18 protein-coding genes are annotated in these 18,846 nt (G+C 69.5%); 6 read left to right on the top strand and 12 right to left on the bottom strand.

From position 1 onward, the window contains the following. Positions 1-89: 89 nt before the first annotated feature. The 10 genes from QMZ26_RS10820 to QMZ26_RS10775 form a co-directional block, all read right to left on the bottom strand. Positions 90-536, bottom strand: coding sequence for a transposase (locus QMZ26_RS10820; protein ID WP_200732049.1), 447 nt, complete (start codon positions 534-536; stop codon positions 90-92). A 182-nt stretch (positions 537-718) separates the two neighbouring features. Then, positions 719-1,477 carry a 2,3-dihydro-2,3-dihydroxybenzoate dehydrogenase gene (locus tag QMZ26_RS10815; protein WP_283221446.1) on the bottom strand — a complete coding sequence of 253 codons (759 nt, stop codon included), beginning with the start codon at positions 1,475-1,477 and terminating at the stop codon, positions 719-721. Then, on the bottom strand, positions 1,468-5,355 hold the full coding sequence (locus QMZ26_RS10810) for an amino acid adenylation domain-containing protein (RefSeq protein WP_283221445.1): 3,888 nt from the start codon (positions 5,353-5,355) through the stop codon (positions 1,468-1,470). Before QMZ26_RS10810 ends, QMZ26_RS10815 begins: the two co-directional genes overlap by 10 nt. Continuing rightward, entirely contained in the window at positions 5,352-5,609 is a 258-nt protein-coding gene (locus QMZ26_RS10805) for a phosphopantetheine-binding protein (RefSeq protein WP_283221444.1), read from the bottom strand. The genes QMZ26_RS10810 and QMZ26_RS10805 overlap by 4 nt, the downstream gene beginning before the upstream one ends. Next, positions 5,609-6,241 carry an isochorismatase family protein gene (locus tag QMZ26_RS10800; RefSeq protein ID WP_200732045.1) on the bottom strand — a complete coding sequence of 211 codons (633 nt, stop codon included), beginning with the start codon at positions 6,239-6,241 and terminating at the stop codon, positions 5,609-5,611. The genes QMZ26_RS10805 and QMZ26_RS10800 overlap by 1 nt, the downstream gene beginning before the upstream one ends. Then, complete coding sequence (locus QMZ26_RS10795; protein WP_200732044.1) at positions 6,241-7,890, bottom strand: AMP-binding protein; 1,650 nt, start codon at positions 7,888-7,890, stop codon at positions 6,241-6,243. The genes QMZ26_RS10800 and QMZ26_RS10795 overlap by 1 nt, the downstream gene beginning before the upstream one ends. Then, positions 7,887-9,080: an isochorismate synthase gene (locus QMZ26_RS10790; RefSeq protein ID WP_283221443.1), complete on the bottom strand. Its 1,194-nt coding sequence runs from the start codon at positions 9,078-9,080 to the stop codon at positions 7,887-7,889. Before QMZ26_RS10790 ends, QMZ26_RS10795 begins: the two co-directional genes overlap by 4 nt. Continuing rightward, entirely contained in the window at positions 9,077-10,273 is a 1,197-nt protein-coding gene (locus tag QMZ26_RS10785) for an MFS transporter (protein WP_200732042.1), read from the bottom strand. The genes QMZ26_RS10790 and QMZ26_RS10785 overlap by 4 nt, the downstream gene beginning before the upstream one ends. Before the next feature lie 121 nt (positions 10,274-10,394). Then, positions 10,395-10,706 (bottom strand): DUF3817 domain-containing protein, encoded by a 312-nt coding sequence (locus QMZ26_RS10780; RefSeq protein WP_283221442.1) that lies wholly within the window; start codon positions 10,704-10,706, stop codon positions 10,395-10,397. A 107-nt stretch (positions 10,707-10,813) separates the two neighbouring features. Next, positions 10,814-11,755 carry a TIGR03571 family LLM class oxidoreductase gene (locus QMZ26_RS10775; RefSeq protein WP_283221441.1) on the bottom strand — a complete coding sequence of 314 codons (942 nt, stop codon included), beginning with the start codon at positions 11,753-11,755 and terminating at the stop codon, positions 10,814-10,816. A 55-nt stretch (positions 11,756-11,810) separates the two neighbouring features. Here QMZ26_RS10775 and QMZ26_RS10770 point away from each other — a divergent pair, with 55 nt between their 5' ends. After that, positions 11,811-12,260 carry a GNAT family N-acetyltransferase gene (locus QMZ26_RS10770; RefSeq protein ID WP_283221440.1) on the top strand — a complete coding sequence of 150 codons (450 nt, stop codon included), beginning with the start codon at positions 11,811-11,813 and terminating at the stop codon, positions 12,258-12,260. An 18-nt stretch (positions 12,261-12,278) separates the two neighbouring features. Here QMZ26_RS10770 and QMZ26_RS10765 read toward each other — a convergent pair whose 3' ends face one another. Continuing rightward, on the bottom strand, positions 12,279-13,040 hold the full coding sequence (locus tag QMZ26_RS10765; RefSeq protein ID WP_283221439.1) for an SDR family oxidoreductase: 762 nt from the start codon (positions 13,038-13,040) through the stop codon (positions 12,279-12,281). A gap of 37 nt (positions 13,041-13,077) precedes the next feature. Here QMZ26_RS10765 and QMZ26_RS10760 point away from each other — a divergent pair, with 37 nt between their 5' ends. From QMZ26_RS10760 to QMZ26_RS10740, 5 genes are all read left to right on the top strand, one after another. Further along, complete coding sequence (locus QMZ26_RS10760) at positions 13,078-14,052, top strand: LysR family transcriptional regulator (protein ID WP_283221469.1); 975 nt, start codon at positions 13,078-13,080, stop codon at positions 14,050-14,052. Positions 14,053-14,151: 99 nt separating this feature from the next. Then, positions 14,152-15,675 carry a thioredoxin family protein gene (locus QMZ26_RS10755; protein WP_283221468.1) on the top strand — a complete coding sequence of 508 codons (1,524 nt, stop codon included), beginning with the start codon at positions 14,152-14,154 and terminating at the stop codon, positions 15,673-15,675. Between the two features lie 459 nt (positions 15,676-16,134). After that, on the top strand, positions 16,135-16,761 hold the full coding sequence (locus QMZ26_RS10750) for a superoxide dismutase (RefSeq protein ID WP_283221438.1): 627 nt from the start codon (positions 16,135-16,137) through the stop codon (positions 16,759-16,761). Then, positions 16,761-17,339 (top strand): flavin reductase family protein, encoded by a 579-nt coding sequence (locus QMZ26_RS10745; RefSeq protein ID WP_283221437.1) that lies wholly within the window; start codon positions 16,761-16,763, stop codon positions 17,337-17,339. The genes QMZ26_RS10750 and QMZ26_RS10745 overlap by 1 nt, the downstream gene beginning before the upstream one ends. After that, complete coding sequence (locus QMZ26_RS10740) at positions 17,336-17,692, top strand: tetratricopeptide repeat protein (RefSeq protein WP_200732036.1); 357 nt, start codon at positions 17,336-17,338, stop codon at positions 17,690-17,692. The genes QMZ26_RS10745 and QMZ26_RS10740 overlap by 4 nt, the downstream gene beginning before the upstream one ends. A gap of 5 nt (positions 17,693-17,697) precedes the next feature. On the opposite strand, the gene QMZ26_RS10735 is transcribed toward QMZ26_RS10740, so the two are convergent. Beyond that, on the bottom strand, positions 17,698-18,846 hold the full coding sequence (locus QMZ26_RS10735) for an acyl-CoA desaturase (RefSeq protein WP_079222134.1): 1,149 nt from the start codon (positions 18,844-18,846) through the stop codon (positions 17,698-17,700).

The following is an 18,846-nucleotide window of genomic DNA, read 5'->3' as shown; positions in this document are numbered from 1 at the left end:
TCGCTGCGGTTGCCGGCCGGCGTCCTGCGCTACCTCCCGCCCCGCGATGCAACAGTTAGCGCCGTGGTAGTGCCGGCCGCTGGCCGGCATTACGTCCACATCGACCACGCGTGCGGATACTCGCCGATCTGCCTGGCGAGACCGGCCCGGATCGGGTTCCCCAGGATATACAGCGCCTGCTTCACCAGCGACTCCTCGGCTCTCACCGCGTGATCGAAATACCCTGACTGCCATATCGTACTGCGCCGGTCGGCCAGTCGATTCAGCGCCAGCGCACTGGATGACTTCAGCCGGCGGGCGATGTCAGCAAGCTCCGACGCCTGCAGCTGGAACATCCAGTGCACGTGATCCGGCATGACGACCCAGGCGAACGACCGCACCAGCCCCTTCTCTTCAATGTATCGGAACTGCTCGATGACGCAGGCTGCCGCCGCCGCGCTTTCAAAGAGGCGGCGGCGCTGATGGGTGGTCGTTGTCAGAACGTAGGCCTGGCCAGTGATCGAGCGGCGGCCGAGGCGGAGGCGATGGCTGCTCATGGCACATCATGGGCCAGGCAGTTGAGGGATGAACGTCGGGGTCTGCCGTGACGGAGGTTCGGAATTGTCTGGAACTGATCGAGGTTGCCGGCCAGCGGCCGGCACTACCAGATCGCGGTTGCCGGCCAGCGGCCGGCACTACCAGATCGCGACTGCCGGCCAGCGGCCGGCTCTACAGGCGCTCAACCGCGCAGGGTGGCGCCGCCATCCACGTACAGGTCACTCATCGCCACGTGACCGGCCTGTTCGGACAGCAGGAACATCACCGAATGGGCGATATCCTCCGGGGTGGCCAGCTTGCGCAGCGGGATGCCAGCCTTGTAGGTGTCCAGGTTGCCCGCAATCACGCGCTCGGCGCCCTGCGCGTCGTCCCACATGCCGGTCTGCATCGGGGTCAACGTGGAACCCGGGGCAACGATGTTGCAGCGGATGCCCAGCGGCGCCAGCTCCAGCCCCAGGCAGCGGGTGAACATGTTCGCTGCGGCTTTCGATGCCGCGTAGGCGGCCATGCCATGGCGCGGCACGCCGGCCGCATTCGAACTGACGGTGACGATCGCCCCCTGGCGCCGCGGTGACATCACCCGCGCCAGCGCGCGGCCGACATGGAACACGCCATCGGCATTGACCGCGAATACGCGCCGCCAGTCCTCATCGCCGGTCGTGGCCACTTCGCCCACATGCAACACGCCGGCCACGCTGGCGGCGAGCGCGATTGGGCCCACGCCCGCCTCCACCTGCGCCACCAACGCATCCACCGCCGCGCTGTCGGTCACGTCCAGCGCGAATGCCCGTACCCGCGCGTCCTGCACCGCTGGACGCTGGTAGTCCGTCGCCACCACCGTGCACCCCGCATCGGCCAGCAGCCGTACCAAGGCCGCGCCGATGCCACCGGCCGCGCCGGTCACCAGCGCCACGCGTCCTTCAAAGCCGCTCAGCTGCATGTTGCGATCTCCTGTTGTTCATCCCACTGCCGCAGCCGTGTCGACAACCACGGCGCCAGTTGTGCCACCGCATCGCGGCCGGTCAGTTCGGCGTGCAGGAACGGCACCTCCAGTGCCTGCACCCTGCGTGCATGGGCCATCCACAACGCCGACTGCAGCTGCGGCCGTGCCTGGTGGTCGCGCCCTGCCCGCACATGCACCAGCGTGCCGTCGAAGGGCCGATGCTGATGCTCGCGGATCAAGCGATTGGTGCCGGTCACCGCACGCACCACGCCATCAAGTACCACATCCGGCAGGCTGCCCAGCACGCTGCCACCACGGCGCAGGAAGGCCAGGATGCGCTCGCGGCTGTCCAGTTCCGGATGTGCGTCGGGGTCATGGCCGGCGATGGCCAGCAGTGCACGCAGCGCGGCGATGGCATCGGGCTCCGGCTCCGCCCGCCAGCATTCACTCGGATACGCATCGAGCAGCACCAGCTCACCCACTTCGCGGCCGATCTCGAGCAGGCGCACCGCCATGGCCTGGGCGAGGATGCCACCCACCGACCAGCCCAGCAGGTGTACCGGCCCCTGCGGCTGCAGGGTGGCGATGCGCTGCACGTAGTCATTGGCCATCACCTCGATGCTCGACGGCATGGCCTGCCGTGGGTCCAAGGCCGGCGACTGCAGGCCATGGACCGTGCGCGCCGGCTGCAGCGCAAGCGCCAACGTCCGGTAGTTCCAGGCGATGCCCCCGGCGGGATGCACCACGAACAGCGGCGGCAATGCACTTTCCGCCGTCGCCAGTGCGATCACCGGCCCCAGCGCGTGGTCGGCCGACGCGGGTGGCTCGGCGATGCGCGCGGCCAATGCGGCCACCGTCGGCTGCGCGAACAGCGCGCCCAGGCCAAGGTCGCAGCGCCAGCGCCGTTCAATGGCCAGCAGCAGATGCACCGCCGAGAGCGAATCGCCGCCCAAGCTGAAGAAGTCCGCATCCACCGCAACGGGCGTCGTGCGACCGAGCGCCTGTGCAAACAGCGCTGACAGTTCATGCTCCATTGGCGTGCGTGGTGCCAGTCCGCCGACGTGCTCGTCCGGCGGCTTCGGCAATGCGCCACGGTCCAGCTTGCCGTTAGCCGTCACCGGCCAATGATCCACGCCGACGAATGCAGAAGGCAGCATGTAGTCCGGCACGCGCGTGGCCAGATGGCTGCGCAGCACCGCTGCGTCGGCAGATGCAGAGGGCACGTACGCAACCAGCCGCGCGTCGCCCGGTGCATCCTGCCGCAGCAGCACTTCCACCCGGTCCATGCCCGGCAGCTCGCGCAGCGCAGCCTCGATCTCGCCCAGCTCGATGCGCAGGCCGCGCAGCTTCACCTGGTGATCGCTGCGGCCCAGGTACTCCACCGCGCCATCGCCGCGCCAGCGCGCGACGTCACCGGTGCGATAGATGCGCTGCCCGGGCAGGAACGGATCGGCCAGAAAGCGCTCGTTGGTCAGGTCATCGCGGCCCAGATAGCCGCGCGCCAGCTGCACACCGCCCAGGTACAGATCACCGGCCACGCCGACCGGCAGCGGCTGCATGCGTGCATCCAGCACGTACAGGCGCGTGTTCCATACCGGGAAGCCGATCGGCACCGGCCGCGAGCGATCGCCGGCACTGGCCGGCCACCAGCTCACATCCACCGCCGCCTCGGTCGGCCCGTACAGATTGTGCAGTTCCGCTTGCACCCTGCCGTGGAAGCGGTCGCGCAGCGTGGCGTCCAAGGCCTCACCGCTGGTGAACACGCGGCGCAGGCGCAGGCCCTCTGAAGCCGGTGCCGCGAGGAAGGCATCGAGCATCGACGGCACGAAGTGCGCGGTGGTGATGTCGTGGCTGCGGATCAGCCGCGCCAGCTCGCTCGGGTCACGATGCGCGTCCGGCCCGGCCAGCACCAGGGTGGCACCGCACAGCAGCGGCAGGAAGAATTCCCACACCGACACGTCGAAGGTGGCCGGGGTCTTCTGCAGCACGCGATCATCCGCGGTGAACCCGTAGTGCTCGCGCATCCACAGCAGGCGGTTGACGATGGCCTGGTGTTCGATCACTACGCCCTTGGGTTCACCGGTCGAACCCGAGGTGTAGATGACATAGGCCGCATCGCGCGGCGCCGGATCGGCCCACGGCGCGGCGAAGCTCAGCGCGGTCCACTGCGAGGGCGGCAGCAGCGTGACATCGCCCAGCCGCGCCTGCACGTCGGCCTCGGCCAGCACGCAGGCCGGCCGCGCCGATGCGAGGATGCGCGCCAGCCGTTCATCCGGATGGGCAAGGTCCAGCGGCAGGTAGGCGGCACCGGCGCGAAGTACGCCCAGCAACGCGACGGCCAGCTCAAGCGAGCGCGGCAGCGCTACCGCGACAATGTCGCCAGGGCGTATGCCCATCGCGTGCAGCTGCGCGGCCAATGCGAAGCTGCGTGCTTCCAGCGTGGCGTGGTCCATCGTGGTATCGCCGAACACCAGGGCCGTTGCCTGCGGATCGCGATCCATGCCCTGCAGCAGCAGCTGCACCAGGGTGGTCGCCGGCAACGCGTGGTCGGTGGCATTGAAGCCGTGTACGGCGCGCCGCGCCTCGTCCGGCGTCGCCAGCGGCACCTCGCGGATGTCGTTCGCCTGCAGTGCCGCTGACACGAAATGCTGCAGCCGCACGGCGTGCGCCTGCACGTCATCCAGGCTGTAGAGCGCGGGATTGGCTTCGATCTCCAGATCCAGCAGTGCCTGTCCGTCGCCACGGAAGCCCAGGGTCAGGTCATCGACCGGGCCGGTGCACAGCACCTCCAGCGTGGCCTCAACGCCGGGCAGCGCCAGAGGCCTGTAGAACGGCTGCACGTTCACCAGTGGGCCGTGCAGGCGCTGCTGCACGCCCACCAGGCCGAGATCGCGGCGCATCTGCTCGCCCCGGTAGCGACCCTGCCTGCGCCCCTGGCTCAGCTGCCGGCCGATACCGCGCGCGAATGCCTCGACGCTGCCCTCGCCCGCCGCCACCCGCAGCGGCAGCACGTTCATCACCATGGCCGGCACCCGCGCCGAAGCATTGCCCAGCCGCCCCATGTAGGGCACGCCCAGCACGACTTCCTCGGCGGCACTCATCCGCCGCAGGTACTCGGCCGACAGCGCGGCCAGTACGTCCGGCCACGGTTGCAGCCAGCGCACCGACGTCTGCAGCAGCAGGTCGCGGAACGCAGCATCGAGTGGCTGCACCCAGCGCAGCGCATCGCTGCCCGCCGCCGCCGTCCCGGCCAGGCCCGCAGCGGCCGGTGCGCCCCGCAACTGCTCGCGCCACCACTGGCCCGCCTGCTCGCGACGTACATCACTGCGGTAGGCGGCATCATCGGCCAGTACGCCCGCCAGCGGCGGCAACGGTTCACCGCCGCGGCCTGCGTGCAGCGCACACACGCGATCACTGAACAACGCCATGCCATAGCCATCGGCAGCCAGGTGGTGCACGCGCAGGTACCAGACCCAACGCTGTCCCCCCAGATCAAACAGCACCTGCTGGCTGATGCGGTCGCGGGTGGGATCCACCGGCGCCAGCCGGTCGGCCTGCATCGCCGCCCGCGCCGAGGCGGCGGGATCGGCGTCCGCGGACAGATCGTGCAGTGCCAGCAGCGGTACGTGGGCCGCGTCGTGCCACTGCAGGGGCTGCCCGTCCTCGCCCTCGGCAAAGCGCAGCGCCAGGGCCTGTGCTTCGGCGGCGGCCTGGTTGGCGGCGGCCACGAAGGCGGCCACGTCCAGCGCACCCTCGATCCACACGGCATGGGCCGTATTGAACGAAGGATTGTCCGGTGCCAGGCGCTGGGCAAACCACAGGCCCGACTGCGCCTCGGTCAGCGCTACCGGCGTCGCCAGCCCCGCGGCGTTCATGCCTGCTGCGCCGCCTGCAGCGTCTGCACCACCGCCCACCACTGGCGCAGCGTGCTGTGCTCGGCCAGCTGCGAGAACTCCAGCGGCAGCCCGGTGTTGCCCCAGGCCAGGACCAGGCCAAGCATGCGCATCGAATCCAGGTCCAGGTCCATCAGGTTGTCGTCGTCGCCGATGTCGGCCGGCGCACAGTCGAGCACGCGTGCCACGTCGGCCCGCATGCGTTCCAGGTCCAGCACGTCGTTCGTCGTGGTCATCACAGCACCTCCAGCAGCTGTTCGGTGGTCATCGGCACGCCACTGGTGCGTGCGATCCAGTGCAGGGCCTGGTCATGGTCGGCGCGCGAGAAGTCGGCCACCGCATCAGCGGCGATGAAGGCTTCGATGTCGCGCTGGAACGCTTCGGCCACCGTGGCCGTACAGCCGATATGCGCATACACACCGGTGACCAGCAGCTGGTCGCGGCCACGCACGCGCATCAGGGTTTCCAGGTTGCTGCGCTGGAACGCGCTGTAACGGTGCTTGACCAGCACGTGTTCGCCAGCCTGCGGGGCCAGCGCATCGATGATCGGCTCATGCTCGTCGCTGCGGCGCATGCCCGGGCCCCACAGGTCCGCCTGCAGGCCGCGGTCGCGCCGGTCCTGGTCGCCATGCTGGGCGGTGTAGAACACCGGAATTCCGTGTGCGCGGCAGTGCGCCAGCAGGCGCGCGATGTTGGCCACCGCCGGCTGCAGCGGCTCGGCACCGGCGTCGAACGCGGCTAGGAAGTAGCGTTGCATGTCATGCACCAGCAGCGCGATGCGATCACGCTGCGGGCGCCACGGGCCGCGTGGTGCCGGCAGTTCGGCGGCGGTCGGCAAGGCGTACGGGGTAATGCGGGGCAGCGCCATCAGCGCGTTCCTCCTGTCTGTTGCAGATGACGCGCGCGCAGCTGCGCGCGCAGTTCACGGCGGCTGATCTTGCCGACCGCCGTGGTATCGAAACTGTCCACGAACACCACCTGGTCGGGCACCTTGAATGCCGCCAGGCCGCGGCCACGCATCCACGCCTTCAGCGCGGGGCCCTTGATCGGCTCGCCCTGCTGGATGACGAAGGCGCAGCTGCGCTCGCCCAGGTAGTCATCGGGGATGGACACCACCGCCGCGTCGAATACGGCGGGATGGGCCAGCAGGTGGTCCTCGATCTCCTCAGCGGAGATCTTCTCGCCGGCACGGTTGATGTGGTCACCCGCCCGGCCCTGCACCACCAGGTAGCCGCCCGGCAGCTGCTGCACGCGGTCACCGGTGCGATAGAAGCCATCGTCGGTGAAGGCCCGTGCGTTGGCCACTTCATCGTTGTGGTACGCGCCGATGGTGTACGGGCCGCGGGTGAGCAGATGCCCCACCTCGCCCTCGGCCACGGGCTGGTCGTGGTCATCGACCACGCGCACCTCGTCATCCGGGCTGATCGGACGGCCCTGGCAGGCCACGATCAGTTCTTCAGGGTCATCCAGCCGCGTGTAGTTGACCAGGCCCTCGGCCATGCCGAACACCTGCTGCAGGGTGCAGCCCAGGCCATCGATCACCCTTCGCGCCGCCTCCGGCACCAGCTTGGCCCCGCCCACCTGCAGCACCTGCAGGCTGGACAGATCGTGCGCGCTGGTGGCCGCCGCCTGCGCCCACAGCAGCGCCAGCGGCGGCACCAGGCCACAGCAGGTCACGCGCTCGCGGGCGATCAGCGGAAACGCCGCATCCGGGCCCGGGCCGGGGCTGAGCACCACGCGGGCGCCGGCGTACAGCGCGCCGAAGAACCCCGGCGAGCTCATCGGGAAATTGTGCGCCGCCGGCAGTGCCACCAGGTAGACGCTGTCGCGGTCGATGCCGCAGATCGCGTTGCTGGCACGGAACGAGTAGATGTAGTCGTCGTGGGTGCGCGGGATCAGCTTGGACAGCCCGGTGCTGCCACCGGAAATCTGCAGGAACGCCACCGATTGCGGGTCCGGGTCGGACGGCAGCTGGCTGCGGTCACCCTGCAGCGCGTCCAGTGCGATGAACCCGTCCGCCTCGCCATCGATCACCACGCGCGCCACGGCGGGCACTTCCGCCTGCAGCGCGCGCGCCAGGCCACGATGGTCGAAGCCCTCGTGCACATCGGTGGTGATGTAGGCGCTGGCTTCGGCCTTGCGGGCGAAGTGGACCAGTTCGGTGAGACGGTGGGCCGGCAGTACGTACACCGGCACCAGTCCGGCACGGAACAGCCCACATACGGTGGTGATGAAACCGGCGGTGTTGCCCAGCTGCACCAGCACCCGGTCACCCGGCTGCAGGCCCTGCCCCAGCAGGCCGGCGCCGATGCGCCCGGCTTCGTGCCACAGCTGTGCGTAGCTCAGGCGTACGTCACCGGCCACCACCGCGATGTCATCGGCGTACTGCTCTGCCCGCTCGCGCAGGAAGGCCGGGAAGGTCTCGCCGCGCCAGTGGCCGGCAGCGCGATAGCGTGCAACGCGCGCTTCGGGCCAGGCCTGCTGCAGCGGCAGCCGAGCGGATTCAATGGGATTCATGGCTGGGGCTCGATCAGGGCCGCCGGGTCGTGCACACCCAGGGCGTTCAACAAGGCAGTGAATTTCGCGCCGGTCTCGGCTGCTTCAGCCTGCGGCTGCGAGTCGGCGACGATGCCGGCACCGGCGAACAGCCGCAGCTGCGTGCCCTGCAGGCGTGCGCAGCGGATGGCCACGTACCAGTCGCCGTCACCCTGCGCGTCCAGCCAGCCGACAGCGCCGGCGTAGAAGCCGCGTGGCACCGGCTCCAGTTCGCGGATGCGCTGCAGCGCGGCCTGTCGCGGGGTTCCACAGACCGCAGGCGTCGGGTGCAGTTCGGCCAGCAGCGTGGCGGCGGGCGTCGATGCATCCTTCAGCGTTGCATGGATGCGCGTGCCCAGGTGCCACATGCTGGCGGTAGCGTGCAGCACCGGCTGCGCCTGTGCCTCGACACGACGGCACCAGGGGGCCAGGCCGTCGACGATGGCCTCGACCACGTGGCGGTGTTCATCGTGGTCCTTGCGCGAAGCCAGCAACGCCTGGGCCACGCGCTGGTCCTCGGCCGGATCGCTGCTGCGGCGGGCAGAGCCGGCCAGGGGATGCGACAGCACCTGGGCGCCGCGCTTGCGCAGCAGCAGTTCCGGTGTCGCGCCGACCAGCCACGCCGGCGCCTGCCCGGGTTCGACCGGCAGCGGCACGGCATAGGTTGCCACCGAGGGATCGGCACCCAGGCGCGCCAGCAGCGTGTCCGGCGCCAGTGGCTGCTCGGTGTGCGCCACCAGGCTGCGCGCCAGCACCACTTTGCGCAGCGTGGCCGACGGTGCGCGCATCGCCTCCACGGCCGTCGCCACGGCAGCGGCGTAGGCCTGCGCGGTCGGCTCGGCGGTCAATGCCCCGCGCAGGGCGGGCGCGTGCAGAGGCGCCATGTGCAGCCCCGGCAACATGCGTTCGGGCTGGTACAGCGCATCGTCCGCACGCGGCTCGAACGGCACGGCGCCCACCAACAGCCCCGGACCACCCCGCTGCTGGGCAAAGAAGGCCTGCACGCGCTCGGCCAGGCTGGCCAGCGCGCCGGTCGGCAAGCTTGCGCGGCAGCCGCGTGCGTGGATCTGCTGGTCGGCGTGCTGCAGCAGGAACAGCGCAGCTTCGTCGGTGTGGTGGGCAGGTGTCGGCGCAGCGTCCGGCCACGCGCCCTGCATCAGCGAATCGTTCATGCGGTCTCCTTCGCGCGATGGGCCATGGCCAGGCCGCACAGCAGCAACAGCAGCACGCCCACCAGCAGATACGGCAGGCTGGCGCCTGCGCGGTACAACACCGTGCCCAGCATCGGGCCGGCCACCATGCCCAGCCCCTGCGCGGCAGCGACGGTGCCGGCGGCCGCGCCCTGTTCGTGCGGCTCCACCGCATCGGCGGCCAGTGCCTGGAAGGACGGGAAAACGAACCCCATGCCGAACGCCGCCACTGCGTAGGTGGCCGGCAGCTGCCAGGGCTGCTGCACCGCCGCCACTGCGGCAAAACCCAGCCCGGCGATCAGGGCGCCGATGATGATCCAGCGGCGCGGATGCACCTCCAGCTTCATTACCAGCACCTGCGCCAGGATCAGGCCCACGCCGACGGCGGTGAGTGCGATGCCGGCCATGCGCGCGCCCGCAGCGGCATCCAGCACGAAACGATCAATGGCGAAGAACCCCACGGTGACCTGCGCGATGGTCACCGAGACCATTGCCAGGAAGGCCGCCAGCTGCGGCAGGCGCAGGCGTGCATCGAGCCGCGACATCGGTGCGCGCGCACGCGCCTGTGCAGCGGCCACCGGCGGCGTGGCCGGCAGCCGCCAGGCGATCAGCGCCAGCGACAACAGCGGCAGCAGCGCCGCCACGTACAGCGCCAGGGAAAGGTTGCGGTAGGCCAGCCAACCCGCAGCAGCCGGGCCCAGCACCATGCCCAGCGCATTGGCGCTGCCCAGCCGCGCCATGAACTGCGCACGCTGGCCGGTGGGGGCCTGGTCGGCGATCAACGCCGCCGCCGTGGGCGGGACAGCCGCATAGAACAACCCGATCAAGCCACGCGCGCCGACCAGCACCAGTACCGAGACCAGCACGGGCGGAACCACCTGCAGGGCGACGTCGATGAACACCGCCAGGCCGATGTAGATCACCGTGTAGGCAGCCATGGCCAGCAGCAGCACGCGCTTGCGGCCGATGCGGTCACTCAGCCGTCCCCAGGGACGGGCGGCCAGCATCCACAGCACGCCAGCGGCGGTGACCGACAGGCCGGCGTGCCATTCGGACAGGCCGAGCAGGCGCACCACCGGACCGATCACCGCCACGAACGACATCATCGCCATGGTCCCGATCAGGGCGGCAAGGACCAGGGCCGGCAGACCGGCGACGACGGGACGTGCATGCATGGAACACCAGCCGTTTCTAAAGAAGGCGCCGCCCCGGCAGGGGTGATGGCGTCCTTAAATGATAACGGCTCGTATTTGCATTTGATAGCCATTCGCTTGAACGCATGGGTAACGCAGCGTCTCAGCGCAGGGTGCGCAGTTCCAGCAGGCCGCGGCGGCGGAACCACCATTCCAGCGGCAGGGTGACCAGCGGCGGAATGGCCGCCAGCAGCGCCAGCGCACTGGCCCACCACGGCCAGCGCAGGCGGACGGCGGCAAACAGCGTCACCGCCACGTAGACCAGGAAGGCCGCGCCATGCAGCGGACCGAACACCTTGACCAGAGCGACGTTCTCATAGGGCCCGTACTTGAGCCACATGCCGGCCAGCAGCCCGGCCCAGGTGAGCGCTTCGATGAAGGCGACCACGGCGAACACACGCCCGGTCGGATGCATGGGATTACGTCGGGTCACACGCAGCTCCGGCAGCAGGATCAAACGCGAATGATACGCAGATGCACGCGTTTACCGGTAGCACCGGGCCATGCCCGGCGAATGCGCAATCAGACAGCGTGTCCGCCAACGTCGACACCTACCGCTGCGATCTCGCGCAGCACCTCGTCCACCGGCCGCCCATTGCCGGCCAGGTTGAACATCACATGGCCCACGCCCTGGGCATGCACGCGCTGCAGATAAGCCCGCAGGCCATCGCGGCCGACCTTCAGGCCCAGCGGCAGCGCTTCTGCCGGGGCGCGCGGATCGGCCTGCAGGTCCAGCAGCATCGACTGCACGAACGGCTTGGCTGCACCACCGCCCTGCGCCAGCGCCTGCTGCCACAGCCCGATGCGCCCTTCCTGCGCTGCTTCTTCGCGGTGGTAGGTGGCCCAGCCCTCCGCTTCGCGAGCGATCCACTGCAGGCTCTGCCGCGCCGTGCCGACCACCAGCATCGGGATGCGCGCGTGGGGCGCTGGCAGCACGTCGAATCCACCGCTCACGTCGCGCACGCGCGCACGCGCGCCGTCGTCCGGCGACAACGCCGCACGCAGCACTGCCCAGCGCTCGCGGAACGTGGCCGCCCTGCCCTCCAGGTCTTCGCCGAACGCCGCGAACTCCTCCGGCCGATCACCCGAACCCAGGCCGAGCACGAAGCGCCCGCCGCTGATCCGGTCCAGGCTCAATGCCGCCTTGGCCACGTGCAGTGGATGCCGCAGCGGCAACACGATGGCCGCGCTGCCCAACGCAATGCGCGTGGTGGCACCGGCCAGCAGCGCAAGCCAGAGGAACGGATCATCCAGCGCACTTGTGGTGGCATCAGGCCCCTGCGGCACCATCAGCGGCACATCGCGGGTCCACAGCGCAGCAAAGCCGAGATCGTCGGCCAGGCGTGCGATGCGTTGCGCTTCCGCAACGTCGGCAAGGCCGTTCGCGGCGACCGGCGTCATCAGCCCCAGGCTCAGGCCGCGCTGTGGGAATACCCGGGCATGGGCCGCATTGAAGTGGTTCATGCGGCGAGCTTATCGTGTGCAATGCGCCCGCACGTCATCATGGAAAGAACACTGCATGCACGCCATCCGCCCGGCCCGCCCCGACGATCTGCCCGCGATCAGCGCGATCTGCATCGCCGCCTTCGAAGCTGCCGTCGCCCCGTCGCTCAGCGCACAGGGCGTGCAGACCTTCATGCAGGTGGCTGCCACCGGCGCATTCGCCGAGCGGCTGCAGGGTGACAACCACATCCTGGTGGCCGAGCAGGACGGCAGGCTGGTCGGCGTGGTCGAACTGAAGGAAGGCCGCCACCTGGCGATGCTGTTCGTCGATCCTGCCTGCCAGGGCCAGGGCATCGGCCATGCCCTGTTCCGCGCCGTCCTGCCGCTGCTGCGCGCACCGGCGATGAACGTGCGCGCCTCGTTGAATGCGGTGCCGACCTACCAGCGCTACGGCTTCGTGATCGACGGCGAGGCCGGCGAGTTCAACGGACTGGTCTACCAGCCGCTGAGCCTCGCCGCCCCATGACACGCCGCCCGCGAGCGGTCAGACGAACATGCCGCCGGAGGCTTCCACGCGCTGGCCGTTGACCCAGGCCGTGGACGGCGACAGCAGCGCCACCACCACCGGACCGATGTCGTCGGGCTGGCCGGGGCGACCCAGCGCCGTGATCGACGAGACCATGGCGTTCACCTGCGCGTTGTCACGCACGTGGCCGCCACCGAAATCGGTTTCGATCGCGCCCGGCGCCAGCGTATTGGCGCTGATGCCGCGCGCACCCAGCTCCTTGGCCAGGTAACGGGTGAACACTTCGATACCGCCCTTCATCATCGCGTAGGCCGAGCTGCCCGGCAGCGAGAAGCGGGCCAGGCCGCTGGAAACGTTGAGGATGCGACCGCCATCGGCGATCAGAGGCAGCAGTGCCTGGGTCAGGAAGTACGGCCCCTTCAGGTGCACGGCCACGGCGTGGTCGAACTGCGCTTCAGTGGTATCGGCGATCGGTGCGTACAGCGCTTCACCGGCATTGTTGAGCAGGCCCTGCAGTGCGGTGACACCCCACGCCTGCAACGCGTCACGCAGCTGCGCGGCGAAGGCCGGGAACACCGAGCTGTCGGCCATGTCCAGCGGCAGCGCCAACGCACGGCGGCCCAGCGCCTGCACCTGCTGCACGACCTGCGCAGCGGCATCGGCCTGCGAGCGATAGGTGATCACGATATCGGCACCGTCGGCCGCCAGGGCCAGTGCCGCATTGCGGCCAAGGCCGCGGCTGCCACCGGTGATGAGGACGACGCGGGAAGGAGAAGTCATGGCGGGCACCTGTCTGGGAGGAAGTGTGGCCAGACTATTGGGATTGCCTGCGCGCATAAATCGCGCGATCCTGATTTTACTGTTCAAGCCGGGCGAACAATCCATGGACCGCCTCGACACCCTGCGCGTCTTCCTGCGCGTCACCGAACTGGGTTCGTTCACCCGCGCCGCTGACAGCCTGGGCCTGCCCAAGGCCAGCGTCTCCCAGGCCATCGCCCGGCTCGAAGCCGAACTGGGCACGCAGCTGCTGCACCGGACCACCCGCCGCGTGCATCTCACCGCCGACGGTGCCCAGCTGCAGCAGCGCGCGCACGACCTGCTCGACGACATGGACGAACTGCAGAGCCTGTTCCGGCGCGAAACCAGCGAGCTCAGCGGCCGCCTGCGGGTGGACATGCCCGGCGGCATGGCCCGCAACCTGGTCATCCCGCAGCTGCCGGCCTTCCTGGCCCTGCACCCGGGGCTGGAGGTCGAACTGAGCGCCACCGACCGCCGCGTGGACGTGGTGCGCGAGGGCTTCGACTGCGTGCTGCGGGTCGGCACGCTGGACGACAGCAGCCTGATCGCGCGCCCCCTGGGGCAGATGCGCATCCTCAACGTGGCCAGCCCGGGCTACCTGGCCGCCCACGGTACGCCGCGCGAACTGGCCGACCTCGACCAGCATCGGCTGGTGCATTACGTGGGCACGCTGGGCCAGCGTTCGCCCGGCTTCGAGTATTTCGATGGCCAGCGCTACCAGACCTGGCCGATGCGCGGCGCGCTCACGGTCAACAGCGCCGACGGCTACAGCGCCGCCGCGCTGGCCGGCCTCGGCATCATCCAGGTGCCGGAAATGGGTGCACGCGAGGCGCTGCGTGACGGTCGCCTGGTGGAAGTACTGCCCGACTACCTGGCCGAACCGATGCCGGTGAATCTGGTCTATGCGCAACGCCGCCACCTGCCGCGGCGGGTCGAGGCATTCATGACCTGGCTGGCCGAGCTGCTCGCGGCGGAGGTACACCCGTCGCATTGAGCGGCGGCATATACCACGCAGCAAGCCGGACATAAGCAAACTGCATCAGTGATGGCGGGCGGCGTTCCTACAATGGCGCTTCACTTCCGTTCCTTCGAGATGCTGCCGATGCGCGCTGCCCTTCCCTTGTTGCTGCTGGCCACCGCGCTGAGCGCCTGTTCCCCTGCGCAGGCACCGGTAGCGAGCGCGAAGGCCGCCGAGGCCGCACCGGCCACGGCCATTGCCTGGCGCCAGGGCGATGTCGACGATGCGTTCAACGAGGCCGCCGAAACCGGCAAGCCGGTCCTGCTGTACTGGGGCGCGGTGTGGTGCCCGCCCTGCAACCAGCTGAAGGCCGGCCTGTTCAAGGATCCCGCCTTCATCGCCCTGACCGGCAAATTCGTGCCGGTCTACCTGGACGGTGACGAGGAAGGTGCGCAGGCCTGGGGCGAGCGCTTCGGCGTGCGCGGCTACCCGACCCTGATCGTGCTGGACCCGCAGCGAAACGAGATCACCCGCGTGGCCGGCGGCAACGACGCGGCCGAGCTGACCCGTACGCTCACCGTGGCCGCCAGCCGCCGCAGCGCGGTAGCCGAGACCCTGGCCACGGCCTTGTCCACGCCGGGCAAGCTCGGCGCCGAGGACTGGCAGGTGCTGGGTGACTACGGCTGGGAGGTGGATGCCAACCGCCTGGCCGGCCAGCGCAAGGCCGACGACGTGCTGCGCCAGCTGGCCAAGGCCGCCCCCGATGCCGCCCTGCAGCGTCGCTTCGCCCTGTTGGCGCTGGCCACCGCGGAGAAGCCGACGACGCCGCCGACCGAAGTGCGCGAGCTGCTGCAGGCGGTGCTTGCACAGCCCACGGAAGTGCGGCGCAACCGCGACCTGCTGGGCTATGCGGGTGCTGCGCTGGTGAAGCAGGCGAGCGCAGGCCCGGCCAGCAGCAACACGCTGGGCCAGCAGTTGCTGCTGGCGCTGGACCGCGCCGATGCCGAGCGTGGCAATCGTGCGGACGATGCGCTGTCGCGTGCGTTGACCGAAGTGTCGCTGGTCCGCCAGCAGCAGCCCGAAGGCGCGCTGCCCGCAGCGCTGGTGCAGCGCGTGAAGCAGCGCGTGGCTGCTGCCGATGCTGCGGCCACGGATGCGCATGCGCGCCAGGCCACCATCAGCAGCGCGGTCCATGCCCTGCGCGAAGTCGGCGACGACGCCGGCGCCGAGACCCTGCTGCTGGCCGAGTTGAAGCGCAGCGAGCAGCCCTACTACTACATGCCCGAACTGGCTGAGCTGGCCGAGAAGCGCGGCGACACGGCGGGGGCACTGGAGTGGTTGAAGCGTGCCTACGAAGGCGCACAGGGCCCAGCCACGCGCGTGCAGTGGGGCGTGCTGTACGTGGAGGGCCTGCTGCGCCTGGCTCCCGACGATGCACCGCGCATCGAGCAGGCCACCGACGCGTTGATTGCCGAGCTGCAGGCACAGCCGTCGGGCTACCACCAGCGCACGAAGCAGCGTTTCGAACGGCTGGCGGTGCAGCTGAAGGCCTGGGGCAGCAAGCACCAGGGTGCGGACACACTGGCGCGGTTGCAGCAGCGCATGCAGCAGGCCTGTGGCGAGCAGATCGACAGCGCGTGCAAGGGCTGGTTGAGCTGATCAATGGTAGCGCCGGGCCATGCCCGGCGAGCGTAGCGGTTGGTAGTGCCGGCCGCTGGCCGGCAATCACGGATAGCTGAGTTGCCGGCCAGCGGCCGGCACTACCAATCTGCTTTGCTTTTGCTTTTGAATCCGCCTCCGCGCCGGCGCATGAAACTGTCCGGCAGGGGCGGATGGGTCAGCGCAGGACCGTTGGCGCCATGGAGCCCCCATGGGTGAGGGCGCTTTGCCTGCGAAGCACTGCTTCGCAAGCGCCCGAACGCACAGCCGCCAGCGGCTGGGCCGGACCCCGGAGGGGGGGTTACGGCGTGTCCTGCGCTGACCCATCCGCCCCTGCACCAAGGAAAGAATCAAGGCGCTGACAGCGCACGCCTTCCATTCCCCCTTGACCTCAACCAAAGTTGAGGTGCGATAACAGTCCTCCCGAGGCCCCCGGCCTTCCCCACGGAGACTGTTGCAATGCCGTACTCGCTTCCCGCCCTCCCCTACGCCTACGACGCCCTGGAACCGCACTTCGATGCGCGCACCATGGAGATCCACCACGGCAAGCATCACCAGGCCTACATCAACAACCTCAACACCGCACTGGAACAGGCCGGCATCGCCGAAACGCCGGTGGAAGCGCTGATTGCCGACCTGGATGCGCTGCCCGAGTCCGTGCGCGGCGCGGTGCGCAACAACGGCGGCGGCCATGCCAACCACAGCCTGTTCTGGACCGTGCTCAGCCCAAGCGGCGGCATGCCGGACGCCGGGCTGGCGGCAGCCATCGAGCGCGATCTCGGTGGTTTCGAGGCCTTCAGGGATGCCTTCAGCAAAGCTGCACAGACCCGCTTCGGCAGCGGCTGGGCGTGGCTGACCAGCGATCGCGAAGGTCATCTGCAGGTCGAGAGCAGCGCAAACCAGGACAGCCCGCTGATGGGTGCCGCCGCGGGCCTGTCCGGCAACACCCCCATCCTCGGCCTGGATGTCTGGGAACACGCCTACTACCTGCACTACCAGAACCGCCGTCCCGACTACATCGGCGCGTTCTTCAACATCATCAACTGGGCAGAGGTCGGCCGTCGCTACCGCCAGGCACACGGCTGATGGACGCCGATGGCGCTGCCTACGCCGGGCCGTGGGCAGGGGTCTTCCCTGCCCCGGCGCCGGCCCCATCGGTCCACCTGCCGCCGCGCGCGCTGCGCCGGCTGCTGGGCCACTACCCGACCGGCGTGGCCATCGTCACCGCGCGCGACGCACGGGGCACGCCGCACGGGCTGACCATCAACTCGTTCGTGCCGGTATCGCTTCAGCCACCGCTGGTGCTGTGGAACCTGGCGCTGCACGCACAGAGCCTGCGGGTGTTCCAGCGTGCCACGCGCTTCACGCTCAGCATCCTCGGTGCACACCAGGAAGCCCTGGCCCGGCGCTTCGCCGATCCGGCCGTGCGTGATCGCTTCACGGATGTGGCACTGCTCGATGGCGGACACGATGACCCCCCGCGTATCGCCGGTGCGGTCGCCCACCTGCACTGCAGCCGCCATGCGCAGTGGCCGGTGGGTGACCACCTGCTGCTGGCTGGACGCATCATCGGCGCACACGACGCCGGCGGCGCCCCCCTGCTGTTCCACCGCGGCCGCTTCCTCCCCGGGCCGCTTGAGCACCTGCACGAGGTAAAGCCATGAACATCGAAGCACTGGAGACCCTGCTGGCCAGCGGCAAGGACAGCGCGCTGCTGCGTTTCGGCCTGGGCCAGAGCTGGCTGGATGCCGGACAGCCGGTGCATGCGGCCACTCACCTGGCGCGGTGCGTGGCGCTGGATCCGCACTATTCGGCGGCGTGGAAGCTGCTCGGCAAGGCCTGGCTGGCCAGTGGCCAGCCGCAGGCGGCGCGCGAAGCGTGGCAGCGCGGGCTCAGCGTGGCCGGCAGCAAGGGCGACCAGCAGGCGCGCAAGGAAATGCAGGTGTTCCTGCGCCGGCTGGACCGCGCCCCGAAGGACGGCGGCCTGCCGGCAGCAGCGCTGGCCAAGGCCAGCTGAAGGCCTCAGCCCGCGTTGGCGGGCGCCGGTGCCGGCATGATGTCCGGCATCGGCAGGCGGCGCGGCTTGCTCGGGAAGGCGTGGCGCAGGATGCGCCAGACCACCTGGGCGAACTGGCGCGGCAGCGAGCCGTTGTTGTAGTGCTGGCCGTAGCGGCGGCAGATGTCCTTCACTTCCTTGGCAATGGCCGCATAGCGGTTGGCCGGCAGGTCCGGGTAGAAGTGGTGTTCGATCTGGTGGCTGAGGTTGCCCGACAGCACGTTGATGATGAAGCCACCGCTGATGTTGGACGAACCACGCAGCTGGCGCAGGTACCAGTGGCCGCGCGATTCATTGCGCAGGCATTCCTTCGGGAAGGTTTCCGATTCGGCGGTGAAGTGGCCGCAGAAGATGATCACGTAGGTCCAGACGTTGCGCATGCCGTTGGCGACCAGGTTGCCCAGCATCACCGGCAGGAAGAACGGGCCGGCCAGCAGCGGGAAGAACACGTAGTCCTTCAGCACCTGGCGCAGCATCTTGCGTGCCACCGGGCGGGTCTGCAGCCACATCGCACGGCTGCTGATGCGGCCCTTGAACCAGCGGCCCAGGCGCAGGTCCTGTGCAGCCACGCCCCACTGGAACAGCAGCGCGAAGATCGGCGCGATGATCGGCTGCAGCAGGTAGAACGGCGACCAGCGTTGTTCCGGGAAGATGCGCAGCAGGCCGTAGCCGATGTCATCGTCCATGCCACGCACGTTGGTGTAGGTGTGGTGGCGGAAATTGTGGGTCTTGCGCCAGTTGTCGCCGGTGGCAACGATGTCCCACTCATAGGTGTTGCCGTTGAGCTTGGGGTCGCCGGTCCAGTCGTACTGGCCGTGCATCACGTTATGGCCCAGCTCCATGTTCTCCAGGATCTTGGCCAGCGCCAGCAGCAGGGTGCCGGCGATGCAGGCCGGCCACAGCAGGGGCGCCCAGAACAGCGGCGAGAACGCGCCCAGGAACAGCAGGCCACGGCCCAGCACGCCCGACCAGCGCACGGCGGCGGCCACGCGGCGGATGTAGCGGGTGTCGGACGCGCCGAGGCTGCCCAGGATACGGTCACGGATCGCGTCGAGCTCGGCACCGAAGGCGTTCATCTCGGCGGGGCTCAGGGCACGGTCGGAAGCGCGGGTCAT

The sequence above is a fragment of the Stenotrophomonas sp. PFBMAA-4 genome (assembly GCF_030053215.1).
GTDB lineage: Bacteria > Pseudomonadota > Gammaproteobacteria > Xanthomonadales > Xanthomonadaceae > Stenotrophomonas.
Note: the sequence above shows the minus strand (reverse complement) of the source record. Positions and strands in the feature narration are given on the sequence as shown.